Source organism: Streptomyces saintjeani, assembly GCF_055409605.1.
Window position 1 is genome coordinate 5,108,223 of the sequence record NZ_CP189624.1, and the last position, 19,618, is coordinate 5,127,840.

Genomic DNA, 19,618 nt, shown 5'->3' on the forward strand with positions numbered 1-19,618 from the left:
CGGGGGGATGAGGTCCTACTGGCTGGGGGGCTTGACGGGCTGGGGGCCTGATGGGGCGTCTCTCCACCCCCGGGTGCAGCGGAGCGAATCACCCTCTCCAGGGGTGCTTTTCCCCGACCGGTGGGTAGGCTCCACCGACATGGAGCAAGAGGTGTTCGTTCCGGTTCCGGCGGAGCGGCTGCGAGCGGCCCTCGCCGACCCCGCGCAGGTGGCCCGCGCGGTCCCCGGCCTCCAGCAGGACGCGGGGACGCCCCCGGTCGCGGGCCGGCTGAAGATCCGGGTCGGCAGCCACACGATCACCTACCGGGGTAACGCCCAGGTATCACCCGGCGCCGACGGCACGTACACCGTCCGGGCGGACGCGGCGGAGGCCAGGGGCAGCGGCAAGGTCCACCTCGCCCTCACCCTCGCCCTCACCGAGACCCTCACGGGGACGACCCTCAGGTTCACCGGCACCGCCCGCGCGGACGGCCGGATCGCGGAACTCCCGCAGGAGACGGTCGCGGCGGCGGTGGCCCGCCTCGTCAACCGCTTCGGGGGGAACCTGGGGACTACGGGTACGGATCCGCAGGCGGCGAAGCAGGACCGGGAAGCCGGGCGGGGCCCGGAGGCCGAGCAGAGCCCGGGAGCCGACCGGAACGTGGGAGCCGACCAGGACCCTGGAGCCGGCCGGGACCTTGAAGTCGGCCGGGGCCTTGAAGCCGAGCGGAACCCCGGGGCCGAGCACGAGGCGGAGCCGGCACAGCCGACGCCCCCGAAGCAGTCCCCGGACCCTGAGCCGGCCCCGGACCTGAAGCCCGAACTCCCCTTCCCCTCAACGGTCTTCGAGGCCGAGACCCCCGCGTCCGCCCTGGACCCGCTGGCCTCCCTGAACCCCGCCGACCCCCCGGCGGAAGCCGCCCACGCCCGCCGCACGATGATCGGCAGGAGCGCGGAGGAGGTCGACCACGCCCCACCGCGAGGCCGCTACGCCCCGGTCCCGGCCCCCCAGTCGTTCACCCCGGCGAACACCCTCCGCTGGGCGGCCCCGGCGGCGGCCCTCGCGGTGGTGTCGGCGGTGGTGGTGGGCCGCGCCCTGCGCAGACGCCGCTGAAACGAGGCCGGAGCGGAACGCGGGACGCCGGGACAGGGGACGTACCGCAACCGGCGTACCTCTCAGGAGGCAGACGTACCTCGGTACGACGCCCTGGCAGTCCGGCCCTTCGCCGCGCTCCCGGCGCAGCCACCCCCGCCGCCCGGCCGGACCCGTAGCCCCCCAGTACTGTCATCCCTTGTGAGCAACGAAGAGATCACACTGACCGCCGGCTCCGCACAGGCGACCGTGCACCCCGCCAACGGCGCCCGCGTGGCCTCCCTCCAGGTCGACGGTGTCGAACTGCTGCGCCAGGGCGAGAAGTTCGGCTGCTTCCCGATGGTCCCGTGGTGCGGCCGGATCAGGGACGGACAGTTCCGCAACGGCGGCACGACGCACCAGATGCCGCTGAACGCCCCGCCGAACGCCATCCACGGCACGGCGCGCGGCAGCGCCTGGAACGTCGCCCGCGTCGCACCCGGTGAAGCGGTCCTCACGTACGACCTCGTGGCTCCCTGGCCCTACCCCGGACGTATCACCCAGGTGTTCGCCCTGACCGAGGAGACCCTGACCCTCACCATGGCGGTGGAGACGTACGACGACTCCTTCCCGGCGCAGATCGGCTGGCACCCCTGGTTCAACAGGAACCTGGGAGGTACGGACGTACACCTCGCGTTCGCCCCCGCCTGGCAGGAGGAGCGCGGCGACGACCACCTCCCCACCGGGAACCGGATCGAGCGCAAGCCCGGCCCGTGGGACGACTGCTTCGGCATGCCGGACGGCGTCGACGTGACGCTGACCTGGCCGGGGCAGCTGGAGCTGAAGGTCGCCAGCCGCGAGCGGTGGGTCGTGGTGTACGACGAGCAGGAGCCCGCCGTGTGCGTGGAACCGCAGACCGGCCCGCCCAACGGGCTGAACACGCACCCCCGTCTGGTCACCCCGGTGGACCCGCTGGAGGCGTCGACGACGTGGACCTGGCGGCGCCTGTAGTACCCGTAAGACCCGAGAGCCACGGCCCCGCGTAGCCCGTACAGCTCGCCTCTAAGCTGTTCGCCATGACGGACGTCGACGAAGTAATGCCGCAAGGCACACGCGCTGAGCTGCTGCAACAGATCAAGGACAAGGCCGTGGTGCACGGCAGGGTGACGCTCTCCTCGGGGCTGGAGGCGGACTACTACATCGACCTGCGCCGCGTCACCCTGGACGGTGAGGCCGCCCCGCTGGTCGGGCAGGTGCTGCTGGACCTGACGGCGGAGCTGGAGTTCGACGCGGTCGGCGGGCTGACCATGGGCGCCGACCCGGTCGCGACGTCGATGCTGCACGCCGCCGCCGCGCGCGGCCGGCAGCTGGACGCCTTCGTCGTCCGCAAGGCCGCGAAGGCGCACGGGATGCAGCGGCAGGTCGAGGGCCCGGAGATCCGCGGGCGGCGCGTGCTGGTCGTCGAGGACACCTCCACGACCGGCGGCTCCCCGCTGACGGCGGTGGAGGCGGTGCGTGCGGCGGGCGCCGAGGTCGTGGCCGTCGCGACCATCGTCGACCGCGCGACCGGCGCCGACGAGAAGATCCGGGAGGGCGCGGGTGTGCCGTACCTCTTCGCCTTCTCCAAGGACGAACTGGGCCTGGACTGATACCTGAGACGTACCCGGTTACACCTTCCGGAGCAGAGGGCCATGTCTGGAAAGATGGGCATGACGACGACGTCATACCCAAGGTCTAGGTCAGGGCCGTAGTACGAAGATCGCCAACCCGCACACCCAAGGAGCGGACAGATGCCCATCGCAACCCCCGAGGTCTACAACGAGATGCTCGACCGGGCGAAGGCAGGCAAGTTCGCCTACCCGGCCATCAACGTCACCTCGACCCAGACCCTGCACGCGGCGCTGCGCGGCTTCGCGGAGGCGGAGAGCGACGGCATCATCCAGATCTCCACGGGCGGCGCGGAGTTCCTGGGCGGCCAGTACAGCAAGGACATGGTGACCGGCTCGGTCGCGCTCGCCGAGTTCGCGCACATCGTCGCCGAGAAGTACCCGGTCACGGTCGCGCTGCACACCGACCACTGCCCCAAGGACAAGCTCGACGGGTACGTACGGCCGCTGCTCGCCGTCTCCGAGGAGCGTGTGAAGGCCGGCCGCAACCCGCTCTTCCAGTCGCACATGTGGGACGGCTCGGCCGAGACGCTCGCCGACAACCTGGCCATCGGGCAGGAGCTGCTGGCCCGCGCGGTCGCCGCGAAGATCGTCCTTGAGGTGGAGATCACCCCGACCGGCGGCGAGGAGGACGGCGTCTCGCACGAGATCAACGACTCCCTCTACACGACGGTCGACGACGCGATCCGCACGGTCGAGGCGCTCGGCCTCGGTGAGAAGGGCCGCTACCTGCTCGCCGCGTCGTTCGGCAACGTGCACGGCGTGTACAAGCCGGGCAACGTCGTGCTCCGCCCCGACCTGCTGAAGGAGCTGAACGAGGGCGTCGCCGCCAAGTTCGGCAAGCCGGCCGGTTCGCAGCCGTTCGACTTCGTCTTCCACGGCGGTTCCGGCTCCTCCGAGGAGGAGATCGCGACCGCGCTGGAGAACGGCGTCATCAAGATGAACCTCGACACGGACACGCAGTACGCGTTCACGCGGCCGGTCGCGGCGCACATGTTCCAGAACTACGACGGCGTCCTGAAGGTCGACGGCGAGGTCGGCTCCAAGAAGACGTACGACCCCCGTACCTGGGGCAAGCTGGCCGAGGCGGGCATGGCGGCGCGGGTCGTCGAGGCCACGCAGAACCTGCGGTCGGCGGGTACGCGGATCAAGTAGTACCTCCGGGTGAGTGGTCCGGTGTCGTCCTCAGGGGACGGCGCCGGACTTTCTGTATGCCGGAGTACCCCCCTACCTGAGAGCCAGTGATCCACGCCACGCCACATGTGTGAATCCTGTGGACACGTTGTCATAGGCATGCAATAGGCTGCGATCACCGCACCCCGGTTCTCGGGGCACGCCCCAACTCACGGGGCAGCGAAGACCATTGGGGGGTCTTTTCATCGTGTTCGTGCGTAAACGCACTCTTTCGACCGCGACCGCGCTCGCGGTTCTCGTCAGCTCCGCCGCGCTGGTCGTGGGGACGGCCGGTTCGGCCGCGGCGGACAGCAGCAAGGTGCTCCCGCTGAAGTCCGCGGGCGACATCGTGGTGGACGGCGTCCACCGCAAGGTCTTCGTCAGCGACCCCGTCACCGGACGGGTCGTCGCGACGGACTACTCCGGCAACGTGCTCACCACCGTGCCCGAGCTGTACGGCGTCGCCGGCCTGGCTCTCTCGGCCGACTCCGGCTGGCTGTACGCGGCCGTCCCGAGCGTCGACGCGATCGTCGCCCTCGACACCACGACGATGGCCGAGCAGGCCCGGTACGCCACCGGCGAGGGCACCGACCCGCAGTTCCTGGCCCTCGCGGGCGACAAGATCTGGTTCGGGTACGGCACCGAGTCCGACGGCTCGATCGGCTCGCTGGACGTCTCCGGCGCCGAGCCCGTCGTCGCCCTCGACCAGGACGCCGAGACGGACTACTCCGGCGCCCCGCGCCTGGCCGTCTCGCCGACCGAGCCGAACACCATCGCGGCGGCCGGGTCGTCCTCCCAGCGGTTCGCCCTCGCGACGTACGACGTGACGACGGGCACCGCGGCCCGTACCTCGCGTAATACCTCAGGACTGACCGGGCAGACCAACGACCTCGCCTACACCCCGGACGGCAAGCGCATCATCACCGCCAACCCCGGCAAGGTGCACCACGTCTGGCAGGCCGCCGACCTCGCCGAGGCCGGTAGCTACACCAGCACCGAGCACGGCACGTCGGTCGCGATCGCCCCCGACGGCACCGTCGCGGCGGGCTCCGACGCCCCGTACGGCAAGGACGTCTTCGTCTACCGCCCGGGTCAGACCACGGCTGTACGGCAGTACGACTTCCCGGTGACGGGTACGACGTCCGCCGGCGACGGCCTCGTCAACGGCGGGCTCGCCTGGGAGCCGGGCGGCAGCCGCCTGTTCGCGGTCACCGACAACTGGGACAGCAACGTCCGGCTGCACATCCTGGACGAGCCGACCAAGTCCGCGCCGGCCGTCGCCGTCAAGGCACCGGCCACGGCCGCGCTCGGCAAGGCGCTCACCGTCTCCGGGACGGTCTCGGGGACCCTCGCACTGCCCGTGGGTACCCCGCTGGTAGTCACGCGGTACGACTCCGAGTCCCCCAAGGGCAAGTCCCTGGGGACGAAGAAGCTGGCCGCGAAGGGCGCGTTCTCCTTCACGGACACTCCGGCCGTCGCCGGGAACGTCACCTACAAGGTCGCGTACGCCGGAAGTACTACGCACTCCGCCGCATCCGGGTCCTCGGTCGTCAAGGTCGCCTACAACAGGACGGCCCTGAAGATCGACCGCAACAACCTGACCGTCAACTACGGCACCAACGTGACGTACACGGCGACGCTCGGCTCGACGTACAAGAACCGCACCGTCGAGATCTGGGCCGACCCGTGGGGTCCCGAGCCGAAGCGGCTGCTCAAGCGCGGCAAGGTCAACGCGAAGGGCCAGCTCGCGGTGGCGCTGCGGATGACCCGGGACACCACGGTCAGCGCGGTCTTCACCGGGGACGCGCGCTTCGGCAAGGCCGAGGCCAAGTCCGGTGTGCGCACGCGCGCCGGGGTGACGACCTCGCTGTCGGGCCACTACAAGTGGACGAAGTTCGGGAAGACCAACTACCAGACCTTCCACCAGACGACCGACCCGCTGATCACCACGTGGATCAACGCCTACCCCGGCCGGTACACGCGTCTCGACCTCGAGTTCTACTCCCAGGGCCGCTGGGTCTCGGGCGAGCCCGAGTACTTCCCGCTGGACAGCGCCGGCAAGTCGTACGTCACGCTGGACGGCGACGGTGCGGCCGGGTACCGGTTCCGCCTGCGGTCGGTGTACGTCGACGGCTACAACGGCGACATCGCGAACACGACGTCGTACGGGCCGTGGAAGTACTTCAACTTCACGAAGTGATACCTGCGAGGTAGCTCCACGGAGCTACGTCCGGCCGTGCGCTCCCACCGGGCCCGGCGCCCTTCCCGGGGTGCCGGGCCCGGTGCCGTCCGAGGTGACAGACTGGAGGTCATGACGATTCACGAGAACCTCCTCGGGGGCCCGCCCCCGACCCACCTCCCCGACGACCCCGAGCCGCGCGAGCTGCTCGCGGGCGGCACCGCGGCGGCCGACGTCGCCGCGAAGTACCCGAAGTCCTCGCTGGCCTGGGCGCGGCTCGCCGACGAGGCGTTCGAGCGGGGCAGCGTGGTGGAGTCGTACGCGTACGCCCGTACCGGATACCACCGGGGTCTCGACTCCCTGCGCCGCAGCGGCTGGAAGGGCCACGGCCCGGTGCCGTGGGAGCACGAGCCGAACCGCGGCTTCCTGCGCGCCCTGCACGCCCTCGCGCGCGCCGCCGGGTCGATCGGGGAGCAGGACGAGTACGAGCGGTGCACGCAGTTCCTGAAGGACTCCTCGGCGACGGCGGCGCAGACGCTGGGCTGAGGGCCGGGCCGAGGGAGTACTGAGGTTGTACCCGTGTAGTACCCGGGTATCAGGTTGGCCCGTCTGGGCGTGTGATCAGGCGGGCCTTGCCTTTTCGACCGAGGATCGAAGAGGATGCCCGGCGGGGACCGGGGCCCCCGTGTCGAGAACGGCAGGGGCGGACCGCTACCCGGAGCAACAAACAGGAGACAGCGATGTCCCAGGAGGCTCACGAGGCTCACGAGCCCGAGACACCTCATCTCGACTTCGCGGGTACGACGCCGTACGAGGACTACGTCCGGGCGGATGTGCTCACCCACCTCCAGCACCCCCTCTCCGAGGACCCCGGAGAGATGGTCTTCCTGGTCACCACCCAGGTCATGGAGCTGTGGTTCACGGTGATCGTCCACGAGTGGGAGACGGCCACGAAGGCCCTGCGCTCGGACCGCATACCGGTCGCGGTCGACGCGCTGAAGCGCTCCGTACGGGAGCTGGAGGCGCTCAACGCCTCCTGGCGTCCGCTCGCCCAGCTCACCCCGGCCCAGTTCAACTCCTACCGCGCGGCCCTCGGCGAGGGCTCCGGCTTCCAGTCCGCCATGTACCGGCGGATGGAGTTCCTGCTCGGCGAGAAGTCCGCGTCCATGCTCGTCCCGCACCGGGGAGCGCCGCGCGGGCACGCCGAGTTGGAGAAGGCACTGTACGAACCCAGCCTGTACGACGAGGTGTTGAGGCTGCTGGCGCGCCGTGGACACGCGATCCCGGACGAGGTGCTGAGCCGCGACGTGTCCCTGCGCTACGAGCCCTCGCCCGAGGTGGAGGCGGTCTGGACGGCCCTCTACCAGGGCGACCAGAACGCCGAACTCGCCCGGCTCGGCGAGGCGTTGACCGACGTCGCCGAGCTCGTCTGGCGCTGGCGCAACGACCATCTGGTCGCCACCCGGCGCGCGATGGGCGCCAAGGCCGGCACCGGCGGCTCCGCGGGCGTGGCCTGGCTGGAGAAGCGGGCCCGCAAGAACGTCTTCCCCGAGCTGTGGACGGCGAGGTCCCATGTCTGAACTGGCAGTCAAAGCACAGGAGTTGGACGCCAGGGACGAACTCGCCGCCAAACGCGCCGAGTTCGCCCTCGACGACGGGGGCGTCTATCTGGACGGCAACTCGCTGGGCGCCCTGCCCGCCGCCGTCCCCGACGCGGTCGCGGACGTCGTCCGCCGCCAGTGGGGCGAGCTGCGCATCCGTTCCTGGGAGGAGAGCGGCTGGTGGACGGCGCCGGAGCGGATCGGCGACCGGATCGCCCCGCTGATCGGCGCGGGACCCGGCCAGGTGGTGGTCGGTGACTCGACAAGTGTCAACGTCTTCAAGGCACTTGTGGCCGCACGCCGGATGGCGGGAGCGGGGCGGGACGAGATCGTCGTCGACGCCACGACCTTCCCCACGGACGGGTACATCGCCGAGTCCGCCGCGAGGATGACGGGGTGCACGCTGCTCCCCGTACCGCCCTCGGAGGTCGCCGGAGCGCTCTCCACCCGTACCGCCGCGGTACTGCTCAACCACGTCGACTACCGGTCCGGGCGGCTGCACGACCTCCCCGCGCTGACGTCCGCGATCCACGCGGCGGGCGCCCTCGCCGTCTGGGACCTGTGTCACAGCGCGGGCGCGCTGCCGGTCGGGCTCGACGAGCACGGGGTGGACCTCGCGGTCGGCTGCACCTACAAGTACCTGAACGGCGGCCCGGGTTCACCGGCGTACCTGTACGTGCGCCGCGATCTCCAGGGGGAGTTCGACTCCCCGCTGCCCGGCTGGAACTCGCACGCCGAGCCGTTCGGGATGAGCCCGTCGTACGAACCGGCGCGCGACGTCGTCCGGGGCCGGGTCGGGACGCCGGACATCCTCTCCATGCTCGCGCTGGAGGCGGCCCTCGGGGTGTGGGAGGGCGTGTCCATCGAGGCGGTGCGCGCCAAGTCCCTTGCCCTGACGGACTTTTTCCTCGAATGCGTCGGCGAGTACGTCCCCGCGGGCCTGGTCGAGTGCGTGACGCCGCAGGCCCACGCGGAGCGGGGCAGCCAGATCGCGCTGCGCTGCGACGACGCGGGCGACGTCATGAAACGGCTCGTCGCGCAGGACATTGTGGGGGACTTCCGGTACCCGGACGTCCTGCGGTTCGGATTCACGCCGCTGTACCTCGGGTTCGCGGACGTGGAACGCGCGGCGCGGGCACTGCGGCTGGCTCTCAAGTAGTCCCGCACGACAACCCTGTTCACACGAAGGGCACACCGCACGACCACGCGCGGTGTGCCCTTCGGTACGTACGGTACGAGGGGTGGGGGTGTCATATCCGGGCAGAACCGTTTACCCCTCACCCAGCGTGACATCCGCGTGTCCGCGCACGTCACGGGCCTGATAGCGTCCCCGCCAGCGGACGGATCAGTAGCCGTCCTCACCTGTCTGGTCGTCAATTCCATTTCGTTGCTGAGAGGTTGGAGCATGCCGGACGACGTCGCCGCAGCCCGGACCGCCGCCGAGGAGCAGTCCGCCTTCTCACATCCGCCCGTCGACCCCGACGTGACCGCCGCCTACGGCGACCACCCCGACCAGGTGATCGACTTCTACCTCCCGAGGACCACGGGGGGTACGGGGGGACTCGCGCCGCTGGTCGTCGTGCTGCACGGGGGAGCCTGGCGCGCGCGGTACGACCGCCGGCACCTGACGCCGTTCGCGGACTTCCTGGCCCGGCGCGGGTTCGCCGTCGCCAACGTCGAGTACCGGCGCGGGGAGTTGGGGACCGACGGCACCTCCGGCGGAAACGCTCCGGTGACGGACGACGCGGACGCGACGCCGGTCGCGGGGCGCTGGCCGGACACCTTCGACGACGTCGCCGCCGCGCTCGACGCGCTCCCCGCCCTCGTCCGGGACGTCCTCCCCACGGCCGACCCGCGCCGTACCGTCCTCACCGGCCACTCGGCCGGCGGCCACCTCGCGCTGTGGGCCGCCGCCCGGCACCTCCTCCCGGCCGACGCGCCCTGGCGCACGGCCGCTCCGCCGAACCTGAGGGGCGTGGTCGCGCTCGCGCCGATCGCCGACTTCGAGATCGCGCGGAAGCTCGACGTGTGCGGCGACGCCTCCACTCAACTCCTCGGTGGAGACGAGAAGTTCGCCGAGCGGCGGCCGTACGCCGACCCGGCGCTGCTGCTGCCGACAGGCATCGCCACGACGATCGTGCAGGGCCGCGCGGACGAGGTCGTGCCGATGGCGGTCGCGGAGGCGTACGCGGACGCGGCGGCGAAGGCGGGGGAGGTGGTGGGGGTGACGCTGCTGGAGGACGTCGGGCACTTCCCGCTGATCGACCCGGTGGCGGACGCTTGCGCGGTGGTGGGGGAGGAGATCGCGCAGCTGGCTTGGTGAGGTGGGGAGTTGGGGGGTGCGGGAGGAGATGCGGAAGGCGGGGAGCTGGCGGGAGGGGGGCCTGTGGCAGGACGCGTGTGGGGTTCCGCGCTGGTGCTCTCGGTACCTCTGCGGTAGTCCCCGGTCAGCTCCTGGGTATCCCCGGCCCGAGCCTGCCGCGTGGACGCCCGAGGCCCGCTGCGGACTCCTGGGAAGAGCCCCCGATCCAGGAGCCGCGTCATACCCGTAATACCTGAGAGCTACGTCGAAGAAGAGCTCTCAGGCGGGACGCGGACGACGAGCGCCGATCCGTAACTTCGCAACCAGTTCGCCCGACGGTCGGGCGGCCTGGACGGGGAGGGGCGCGGCGATGCGGCTCGATGACGCGGAGAAGACGGACGGAAGGGCGGGGCGCCTGCTCCGGGCCCTGCTCGCCGTCCTGGTCGTCGCGGCGGTGGTCGTCCCCCTTGTCGCGGCGGCCCGCCCCGACATCCCGGCCCCCACTCCGGCGCCGGCACTCCCGCTGACGGCCGCGACGCTGGAGAAGACGTACGCGGCCAACCGGGCCGACGCCGAGCTGGCGTCGAGGATGGCCCGGGACAACGGCGACCGGCACAGGGCCGAGGCCGACCGGAGACTGGCCGACCCCGACAGGCACCTCCTCTCCTTCGACGGCCGCGGCGAGGGCCGGGCCACGGAGGTCTTCGGCGACCTGGCGCACGCACACCGCATCGCGGTCCTCGTCCCCGGCTCCGACACCACGCTGGACACGTACGAACGCTTCCGCGCGGGAGCCGACGCCCTCCACCGCCGGCTCACCCGAGAGGGCCCGGCCGGTTCGGGGGCGGCGGTGGTCGCCTGGCTCGGGTACACGACGCCGGGCACGATCAGTACGACGGTCCTGACGCCGGACCGGGCGCAGGAGGCGGCACCGGACCTGCGCGACCTCGTCGCCGGGCTGCGCGCCCTCACCGGCCCGGACACCGACGTCAGCGTCCTGTGCCACTCCTACGGCACGGTGGTGTGCGCCCGAGCGGCCGACGGCCTGGACGCCGACGACCTGGTCCTCCTCGCCAGCCCCGGCACCGGCGCGGACTCGGTGGCCGACCTGGACACCCGCGCCCGGGTATGGGCGGCGCGCGGAGCGGACGACTGGGTCGCGGACGTCCCGCACACCAGCGCCCGCCTCTTCGGCACGACGATCGGCTTCGGCACGGACCCGGTCTCCCCGGCCTTCGGCGCCCGCGTCTTCGCCGCCGGGGACGGCGGACACAGCGACTACTTCATCCCGGGCTCGGTCTCGCTGGCCAACCTCACCCGGATCGTCCTCGGCGAGTCGACGGAGGTCACCCGTGTTCACCACACGTGATCCGCGCGGCACTTACCTGGCCCGCACGGCGGCCCGCATCGACGCGGCCACACCCCCGCACCGCGACCGCGCGGTGGACGCCCTGCGTGCGCTGGCCATCCTCGGCGTCGTCCTCGGCCACTGGCTGGTGACCGCCCTGGTCGCCGACGGCGACACCCTGCGCGCGGCGAGCCCTCTGGCGTCGATGCCGTGGCTGGCGCCGGTGTCGTGGACGTTCCAGACGCTCGCGGTGTTCTTCATGGTGGGCGGGCATGTGGCGACGCGGAGTTACGCGGCGGCGAGGGAGAGGGCACGGGGCGCGGGCGGTGCGCGCGAGGCAGGGCGGGCCGCCCGGGCGAGGGCCGGCGCTGGACGGGAGCCGTCGCGCGGCGTCTACGCCGACTGGCTGCGGGCCCGCCTCGCGCGGCTGTTCCGGCCGGTGGCCGCGCTCGTGGCCGTGTGGCTGACGGTGACCGTCTGCCTCCTGCTGGGCGGCGCCTCGTTCCTGACGGTGCACACGGTCGTGAAGCTGGCGCTGTCCCCGCTGTGGTTCCTCCTGGTCTTCGCGCTGCTGACGGCGGCGACCCCGCTGCTGGCACGGCTCAACCCGCTGTGGCCGCTGGTGGTGGTGCTCCACGTGGACCTGGTCCGCTTCGGGCTCGGCGGCCCGTCCTGGCTGGGCTGGGTCAACCTCGCGGCGGGCTGGGCGGTGCCGTACACGCTGGGCGCGGCATGGACACGGGGCGAGCTGGAACGTCCGCGCGCTGGGTGGGTCCTGCTGACCGGCGGTGCGGTGGTGACGGCGGTGCTGGTCCGGTGGGGCGGATACCCGGCGTCGATGGTGGGGGTGCCCGGGGAGGAGATCTCCAACCTGAACCCGCCGACACTGGCGGCGGTCACCTTTGGGCTGGCCCAGTGCGGAGCGGCGCTGCTGCTGCGGGGCCGGCTGCGCCGGGCGATGCGGCGGCCCCGCGCGTGGGCGGCGGTGGCCCTGCTCAACCTCTCGGCGATGACGGTGTTCCTCTGGCACCTGACGGCCCTGATGGCGACGACGGCCCTGGCGCTGTCCGCCGGCCACCTCCCCGGCCTCCACACCCGCCCCGACACCCTGGCCTGGGTCCCGTACCGCCTCCTGTGGCTCCCGGTGTTCGTGCCGGCGCTCGCGGTGTGCTGGGCGGCGTTCCACGGCTGGGAGACGCGGCCGGACCGGCGTGGGGGAGGGCGTGCGCGGGGCGTGATCGTCAACAGGACGACGCGTTCCGCCGGTGAACTGCCAGGCAAGGAGCGGATGTTGGCGTGCCTGGTCACAGGCCGGGAGCATCCGCTTCCGCGCCCGGGATCGGCCGCTCTGAAGGAGGTCGGCGGTGCATAGGGTGATGAGGGTGACACAGCTGGAGAAGCACCTGGAGCGCGCACTGCGCCGGTCATCGGGCGAGGACCGTCGGCGCCGCGTACTGCGGGACACGTGGGCGGGGCGGATGTTCGTCGCGCTACAGCGAGATCTGTGGCCGACCGAGGCGATGCCGTTGCCGCCGTCGGTGTGGCTGCGGTGGCTGCCGCACGGGCTGGTGTGCCTGGCGGCGCTCGTGGCGACGCTGGCGAACGGGGACCAGTTCAGTGCGCGCTACCAACTGGGCGTCGAGTTCGGCCTGTTGTGCGCGGCGGCGCAGAGCGTGGCGCTGGTCGTGGCGCTGTGGTGGCCGCTGCACGGGTGGTGGCTGTCCCTGGTGGCCACGGTCGTGGCGGCCCTGGGAGCGCGCAACCGACTGATGACGGGCACTTTCCCGGGATCGAACCAAGCCGTCTGGAACGGCGATGTCCCCTGGCCCTGGGGCGTTCCCGGGATAGTCGTCCACGCACTGGTCCTCCTCCTGGTCGCCCTGCGGGTCCGCGCGCGGGTCTCCATCGAAGTGCTGGCCCTGACCGCGCTGGCCACCTGGATCGTGGAGGGCGTGATCGGTGGCGGGTACTACTCCCCGAGCGGTGTGCCGGCGATGGCCGTCTTCCTGGGCTTCGTCCTCGTGGGCGCCGCCCTGCGAGGCCGTCGCGAGGCCCGGACCGAACTCGTCGAGCAGACCGGCATCACCGCGGAGGAGCGCGCGCGGCGCACGCTGCTGGAGGAGCGCACCCGTATCGCGCGGGAGCTGCACGACGTGGTGGCGCACCACATGTCGGTGATCTCGATCCAGGCGCAGGTGGCCCCGCACCTGGTGGCGGACCCGTCTGAGGAGCTGAAGGAGAACCTCGCGGGCATCCGGCAGAACGCGCTGGAGGCGCTGACGGAACTGCGCCGGGTGCTGGGGGTGTTGCGCTCGGAGAGCCCCGAGGACCCCGACGGGCCGTACGGGCTCGGCGCGGCGACCGGCACGGCGCCGGACGCTCCGCAGCCCACCCTGGACCGGCTGGACGCGCTGCTGGACAACACCCGTGCGGCGGGGCTGGACGTGGTCAAGGAGATGACCGGCGAGCCGCCGACGCCGCCGTACTCACCGGGCGTCCAGCTCTCGGCGTACCGGATCGTGCAGGAGGCGCTCAGCAACGTGTTGCGGCACGCGCCGGGGGCCGGTGTGACCGTGGAGATCGGGCAGCGGCGGGACGGCGTGTACCTGTGCGTCACGAACTCCGCCCCGAGCGGCCGGGCCGACCCGTCACCCGGCGCGGGGCACGGACTGCTGGGGATGCGTGAGCGCGCGGTGATGCTGGGCGGTCACTTGATGGCCCACCCGACTCTGCACGGCGGCTTCGTCGTCTCGGCGTTCCTGCCGCGTGACGGCGTCCGCGTGGACAGGCCCGCGAGCGACGAGGGGTACGTGGCCCTCCCCGGACTGGTGCAGGAGATGTCCGACGTTCCGAAAGTTCGATTGATCCTCCCGGAGGCGTTCCGGAAGAAGGGACGGGGCGACGTCCCGTCCCTTCGGCAGCCTCCTCCCGATGACGAGACAGGAGACGAGAAGAGATGACGAACGACACGAAGATCCGCGTACTCATCGCGGACGACCAGCAGATGATCCGGCAGGGCTTCACCGTCCTGCTGGACAAGCAGCCAGGGATCGAGGTGATCGGCCAGGCGGTCGACGGCCTGGACGCGGTGGAGAAGGCGGCCGAACTCACCCCGGACGTCGTCCTGATGGACATCCGGATGCCCGACCTGAACGGCATCGAGGCGACGCGCCGGATCACCGCCCTGCTGCCGGACATGAAGGTGCTGGTGCTGACGACCTTCGACCTCGACGAGTACGTGTACGAGGCACTGCGCGCCGGCGCCTCCGGGTTCCTGCTGAAGGATGCCTCCGCCGACCAGCTCGCCGAGGCCGTCAGGACCGTCGCGGCGGGTGACGCCATGCTCGCGCCCGGCGTCACCCGCAAGCTGATCACCGAGTTCGCCCGCATCGACAGCGGCCCGCGCGCGCCCGAGAAGGTGCGCCTGGAGGAGATCACCGAGCGGGAGACGGAGGTGCTGTCGCTGATCGCGCAGGGCCTGTCGAACGGGGAGATCGCCCGGCATCTGTGCGTGGCCGAGCAGACGGTGAAGACCCATGTGGGCCGGATCCTGGTCAAGTTGGGTCTGCGGGACCGGACGCAGGCGGCGGTGTTCGCGTACGAGGTGGGGCTCGTGCGCCCGGCCGTCCGCTGAACGGTGCTTCGCCGGGTCCGGCCAGGTGTGGGGGAGACCCCGTAGTACTTGAGATGGACCCGGCGGAACCCCTCTCAGTGGTGACGACGACGATCCCGGCTCCGGCCTACGGTGGTGAATGTGACCGAGACGACGCAGACCACCCGGACGCGGATCATGGATCCGCAGCCCCCGTACGGCGATTCGGACGGCGGCGGATACACCCCGCGCAGTCCGGAGGCCAAGGCGGCCCTGGACGCCCTGCGCGGGCTGCGGGGGGACTTGATCGACGACGCCTTCGCCTACCGCCCGCTGCCCCGCCTGGGCGACGAGAGCCGCCTGGTCCGCCGGCTGAAGGGCCGGCCCCGGGAGTACGCGGCCTGGGCGAGGCACGGCCTGGTCGCGGCGGTCGGCGTCCTGGCGATGATGAACACGTGGACGTACGCCCGGGACGGCGCCCTCAACATGGTGTGCGGCCTCCTGGTCCTGGCCCCGGTGCTGCTGACGCTGGTCCGGCCGGTGGGCGCCTTCTGGCTCTCGTTCGCGTCGACGACAGCGGTCGCGGCGGTCGGCACGTCGTACACGATGTGGCCCTGGGAGCCGGGCCCCTTCATCTCCCACCTGCTGGTGCTGACGGTGGTGGCGGTCCGCACCCGCCCGCGCACGGCGGCCTGGATGTGGCTGCTGACAGCCGTCTACGGCTTCACCGCCGAGTCGCTCTTCCGCTGGAGCCACGACGGGTACGGCACGGACACGGGCCCGATGCTGGTGCTCTCCGCGTTCGCCCTGCTCGCCGTCACCGTCTGGCACACCCGCCGGCAGGCGGAGCGGGAGGTCACGGCGCAGCAGACGGTGACCGAGCACGAGCGCTCCCGGCGGACGCTGCTGGAGGAACGCACGACGATAGCCCGGGAGTTGCACGACGTGGTGGCGCACCACATGTCGGTGGTGGCCATCCAGGCGGAGGCGGCCCCCTACCGGGTGGAGAACACCCCGCCGGAGCTGGCGAAGGCGTTCGCGACGATCAGGGAGAACGCGGTGGCGGCCCTCACCGAACTGCGCCGGGTGCTGGGCGTGGTCCGCGCCGAGGACTACGAGGTGCCGGACGCCCCGCAGCCGATGCTGGCGGACCTGGACGGCCTGCTGGCGAACGTGCGGGAGGCCGGCCTGGCGGTGGAGAAGGTGACGACGGGAGCGGTGCGGGAGCTGCCCCAGGGGGTGGAGCTGTCGGCGTACCGCATCGTGCAGGAGGCCCTGAGCAACACCCTGCGGCACGCGCCGGGGGCGAGGGCGACGGTGGAGTTCGGGTACGTGCTCGGGGGCCTCGGGATACGGGTGGTGAACGGCCCGGCGGAGCACCCGTCGCCGGCCAAGGCGCAGGCGGGCGAGGGGCACGGCCTGACGGGGATGCGGGAGCGGGTGATGATGCTGAACGGCGAGATGACGACGGGCGGTACGGACGACGGGGGCTACGAGGTGGCGGTGTTCCTGCCGGTCGTGGCTCATGGCGCGGAGTGAGAGGGGAGGCGGGACGTGACGATCAGGGTGCTGGTGGCGGACGACCAGATGATGGTGCGGGAGGGATTCTCGGTCCTGCTCAACGCGATGCCGGACATCGAGGTGGTCGGGGAGGCGGTGGACGGGCGGGAGGCCGTGGCGAAGGTGCGTGACCTCGCGCCGGACGTGGTGCTGATGGACATCCGGATGCCGGAGCTGAACGGGATCGAGGCGACGCGGGAGATCGTGGCGGCGGACGGTGTGGCGAAGGTGCTGGTGCTGACGACGTTCGACCTGGACGAGTACGTGTACCAGGCGCTGCGGGCGGGCGCCTCCGGGTTCCTGCTGAAGGACGCCTCGGCGCGGCAACTGGCGGAGGGGGTGCGGGTGGTGGCGTCCGGGGAGTCACTGCTCGCGCCCTCGGTGACGAAGCGGCTGATCACCGAGTTCTCGCGGCTCGCGGAGAGCGAGAGACCCCGGATCCCGGCGAGCGCCCAGGCGGCGTACGGGGACCTGACCGAGCGGGAGACGGAGGTGCTGGTGCTGATCGCGCAGGGCCTGTCGAACGCGGAGATGGCGGAGCACCTGGTGGTGGCGGAGTCGACGGTGAAGACCCACGTCAGCCGGATCCTGGTGAAGCTGGGGCTGCGGGACCGGACGCAGGCGGCGGTGTTCGCGTACGAGACGAGGCTGGTGGTGCCGGGATAGGGACGAGAATCGTCAATGTGTTCCCATGAACCCGTAAACCCCCTCCTCACCGGTCACTTCGGGACCTACGCTCACTCAGACGCTGTGCCGCGACTGTGAGTCGGCCGAGTGACCTCGGCTGACCCGGCGGGACGCGACCTATCACTTTTTTCATCTGCTCCGTGCCGGCCGGGGGACGGCAGGGCGGAGCGTCTGATCCATTGGGGGGTCGACACCTTGAGTTCGTTGTTCACACGTCGCGGCGCGGCGACGCTCGCATCGGCGGTGACGCTGGCCGCCGTAGGAAGTCTGGCGCTGGCGCCGGGCGCCCTGGCCGACGGCGCCGGGTCCTGGCCGGGCACGGAGGGGAAGCTGCTGACCGACGGTCCGGTGCTGGTGGACCCGGTGACCGGGGCGCAGACGAAGGTCGGCAGCGGGGCGGGGGCGTACGCGACGTGGGCGCCGGACGGCAGCCGGATCGTCAGCGTCGTAGGGGGCAGGATCGCCAGTGTGCGGCCCGACGGGAGCGGGCAGTTCCTGCTGCCGAAGCCGCAGGGGGTGCGCAGGAGCGCGCCGTACCAGGACCTGACGTTCTGGTGGGGCGGGCAGGCCGTCGTGTTCGCGTCGGGCGGGCAGCTCGTCGCCGGTCCGTCGGACGGCACCCGGGTGCCGCAGCCGCTGCTGACGGCGGCGCTCGAACCGGCGTCGGTGTGCGACAGCGGCCCGACGGTGAACGAGAAGGGGCAGGTCGCGTTCACCCGCAGTCCCACGGGCAACTGCACGGGCGCCGACGCGGTGTACGTGTACGACAACGCCAAGCGGACCGTGAGGAAGGTGCTGGACGACGCGGCGCAGCCCGCGTTCTCGCCGGACGGCGCGCAGCTGGCGTTCGTGCGCAAGGACGCGGGCGGCCTCCGGCAGGTGTTCACGGCGAACGCGGACGGTACGGGGGTGCGGCAGCGGACGAGCGGGACGGGCTGGGCCGAGCACCCGTCGTGGTCGCCGACCGGCAAGCGGATCGTGTTCGACGCGCACACCGCGAGCGACGCGACGGACGTGCACAGCACGGCGTACGTCGACCTGGCCTCCGGCGCGGTGACGCAGGTGCCCGGTACGCCCAAGGGGGACCGGCCGAGCTGGCAGCCGCTGCGGAAGAACAACACCGGGCGGGTGTGGGGTGCGACGCCGGACGCGACGAACATCGCGGCCTCGCGCTGGACGTGGAACAAGCTGGGCGCGCCGAGCGTGCCCGGGCTGATGAACGCGCGGTCGGCGGTGCTGGTCAACCGTGACGACTGGGCGTACGCGCTGACCGCGCCCGCGCTCGCCGGCAAGAAGGCGGGCCCGGTGCTGGCCACGCCGAAGACCGGCCTCACGACCGCCGTCAAGAACGAGCTGAAGCGGACGCTGAAGAAGGGCGCCCCCGTCTACCTCATGGGCGGCACCTCGATCCTCACGAACACGGTCGCCACGCAGGTCAAGTCCCTCGGCTACACGCCCCAGCGGATCGCGGGCGCGGACCGGTACGCGACGTCGGTGCTGTCCGCCAAGGCGATCACGACCGCGCCGAAGTACGTCTTCGTCGCGACCGGCGCCGACTATCACGCGGCGCTCGCGGCAGCGGCGGCTGCCGGGTCCGGTGGTACGAGCGGCGCGGCCGGCGTCGTCCTCAGCAACGGCAACAAGCTGACGGCGCCGGTCCAGGCGTACCTCAACGGCCTGAACCCCACCAGGACGATGATCATCCCGGTGGGTTCGCCCGCCGTGTACGCGGTGGCGCACGGGCGTTTCCCGAGGTGGCCGTCGAACTCCGTCTACTACCCGGTCTCCGGCGCCACCGACGAGGCGACGTCCGTGGCGCTCGCGAAGTTCTGGTGGGCGGCGCCGAGACAGATCACGCTGGTCGGCCCCGCCTGGCGCGACGGCATCTCGGCCGCCGCCGCGATGAACGTCTTCAGCCCCCTGATCTGGACCCCCAAGGCGACCGTCCTGCCGGGCACCGTCCAGAGCTACCTCACGCAGGCGTCGGCGAGCATCCAGTTCACGGCGACGTTCGGGGGCACGGGTTCGGTCGCAGCGGCGGCGCTGGACGCGGCGGGGAAGGCGATCAGCGCGGGCGCCGGGCAGTGGACGTACCACCCGTACTACAACGGGGTGGGTCCTGCGGCGGCGCACAACAGCCTCGTACGGTAGGGGAGTCGGCGAGCTGGGGGCTCTACGGCGTCCCCAGCTCGCACCACACGTACTTCCCCCCTCAGGCCCTGCCTGGTCGACGGCTTCCACCCCCACACGTCCGAGCAGTACCGGACCAGCGCGAGCCCTCGCCCGTTCTCGTTGTCCTCCTCGAACTCTCTGGTGAAATCGGGGGGTTCGGGGTCCGTGTCCCAGGTGCCGATCCGCAGGGCACCGGCGTCACGGCAGATCCTGAGGGTGGCGGGGCCGTTGGTGTGGCACAGGGCGTTGGCGAGGAGTTCGGCGGTGTCGAGTCCGTCATGGCAGG

16 protein-coding genes are annotated in these 19,618 nt (G+C 71.8%); all 16 read left to right on the forward strand.

The window, feature by feature from the left end; genetic code table 11:
* Nucleotides 1-139: 139 nt before the first annotated feature.
* The 16 genes from ACQCO7_RS23375 to ACQCO7_RS23450 all read left to right on the forward strand — a co-directional run bounded on the left by ACQCO7_RS23375 (nucleotide 140) and on the right by ACQCO7_RS23450 (nucleotide 19,311).
* Nucleotides 140-1,093, forward strand: coding sequence for an SRPBCC family protein (locus ACQCO7_RS23375; RefSeq protein WP_464073677.1), 954 nt, complete (start codon nucleotides 140-142; stop codon nucleotides 1,091-1,093).
* 180 nt (nucleotides 1,094-1,273) lie between these two features.
* Nucleotides 1,274-2,062 carry an aldose epimerase family protein gene (locus ACQCO7_RS23380; protein WP_464073678.1) on the forward strand — a complete coding sequence of 263 codons (789 nt, stop codon included), beginning with the start codon at nucleotides 1,274-1,276 and terminating at the stop codon, nucleotides 2,060-2,062.
* Nucleotides 2,063-2,127: 65 nt separating this feature from the next.
* Entirely contained in the window at nucleotides 2,128-2,700 is a 573-nt protein-coding gene (pyrE, locus tag ACQCO7_RS23385) for an orotate phosphoribosyltransferase (protein ID WP_464073679.1), read from the forward strand.
* Nucleotides 2,701-2,841: 141 nt separating this feature from the next.
* The gene (fbaA, locus tag ACQCO7_RS23390; RefSeq protein ID WP_010350815.1) at nucleotides 2,842-3,873 is read left to right on the forward strand and encodes a class II fructose-bisphosphate aldolase; all 1,032 of its coding nucleotides are present in this window, start codon (nucleotides 2,842-2,844) and stop codon (nucleotides 3,871-3,873) included.
* A gap of 232 nt (nucleotides 3,874-4,105) precedes the next feature.
* Nucleotides 4,106-6,091, forward strand: a complete 1,986-nt coding sequence (locus tag ACQCO7_RS23395; protein WP_464073680.1) for a WD40 repeat domain-containing protein — start codon at nucleotides 4,106-4,108, stop codon at nucleotides 6,089-6,091.
* Between the two features lie 111 nt (nucleotides 6,092-6,202).
* Nucleotides 6,203-6,616, forward strand: coding sequence for a DUF3151 domain-containing protein (locus ACQCO7_RS23400; protein WP_010350817.1), 414 nt, complete (start codon nucleotides 6,203-6,205; stop codon nucleotides 6,614-6,616).
* A 194-nt stretch (nucleotides 6,617-6,810) separates the two neighbouring features.
* Entirely contained in the window at nucleotides 6,811-7,650 is an 840-nt protein-coding gene (locus ACQCO7_RS23405; RefSeq protein ID WP_464073681.1) for a tryptophan 2,3-dioxygenase family protein, read from the forward strand.
* Nucleotides 7,643-8,830, forward strand: a complete 1,188-nt coding sequence (kynU, locus tag ACQCO7_RS23410) for a kynureninase (protein WP_464073682.1) — start codon at nucleotides 7,643-7,645, stop codon at nucleotides 8,828-8,830. The genes ACQCO7_RS23405 and kynU overlap by 8 nt, the downstream gene beginning before the upstream one ends.
* Before the next feature lie 246 nt (nucleotides 8,831-9,076).
* Nucleotides 9,077-9,994, forward strand: coding sequence for an alpha/beta hydrolase (locus tag ACQCO7_RS23415; RefSeq protein ID WP_464073683.1), 918 nt, complete (start codon nucleotides 9,077-9,079; stop codon nucleotides 9,992-9,994).
* 349 nt (nucleotides 9,995-10,343) lie between these two features.
* On the forward strand, nucleotides 10,344-11,342 hold the full coding sequence (locus ACQCO7_RS23420) for an alpha/beta hydrolase (RefSeq protein WP_464073684.1): 999 nt from the start codon (nucleotides 10,344-10,346) through the stop codon (nucleotides 11,340-11,342).
* Entirely contained in the window at nucleotides 11,326-12,693 is a 1,368-nt protein-coding gene (locus ACQCO7_RS23425) for an acyltransferase family protein (RefSeq protein ID WP_464073685.1), read from the forward strand. Before ACQCO7_RS23420 ends, ACQCO7_RS23425 begins: the two co-directional genes overlap by 17 nt.
* 4 nt (nucleotides 12,694-12,697) lie before the next feature.
* Nucleotides 12,698-14,281 carry a sensor histidine kinase gene (locus tag ACQCO7_RS23430; RefSeq protein WP_464073686.1) on the forward strand — a complete coding sequence of 528 codons (1,584 nt, stop codon included), beginning with the start codon at nucleotides 12,698-12,700 and terminating at the stop codon, nucleotides 14,279-14,281.
* On the forward strand, nucleotides 14,278-14,955 hold the full coding sequence (locus tag ACQCO7_RS23435) for a response regulator (RefSeq protein ID WP_464073687.1): 678 nt from the start codon (nucleotides 14,278-14,280) through the stop codon (nucleotides 14,953-14,955). The genes ACQCO7_RS23430 and ACQCO7_RS23435 overlap by 4 nt, the downstream gene beginning before the upstream one ends.
* A gap of 120 nt (nucleotides 14,956-15,075) precedes the next feature.
* On the forward strand, nucleotides 15,076-16,452 hold the full coding sequence (locus tag ACQCO7_RS23440; RefSeq protein WP_464073688.1) for a sensor histidine kinase: 1,377 nt from the start codon (nucleotides 15,076-15,078) through the stop codon (nucleotides 16,450-16,452).
* 15 nt (nucleotides 16,453-16,467) lie between these two features.
* Entirely contained in the window at nucleotides 16,468-17,139 is a 672-nt protein-coding gene (locus tag ACQCO7_RS23445) for a response regulator (protein ID WP_464073689.1), read from the forward strand.
* Nucleotides 17,140-17,364: 225 nt separating this feature from the next.
* Nucleotides 17,365-19,311: a cell wall-binding repeat-containing protein gene (locus tag ACQCO7_RS23450; RefSeq protein ID WP_464073690.1), complete on the forward strand. Its 1,947-nt coding sequence runs from the start codon at nucleotides 17,365-17,367 to the stop codon at nucleotides 19,309-19,311.
* The last annotated feature ends 307 nt before the right edge of the window (nucleotides 19,312-19,618 follow it).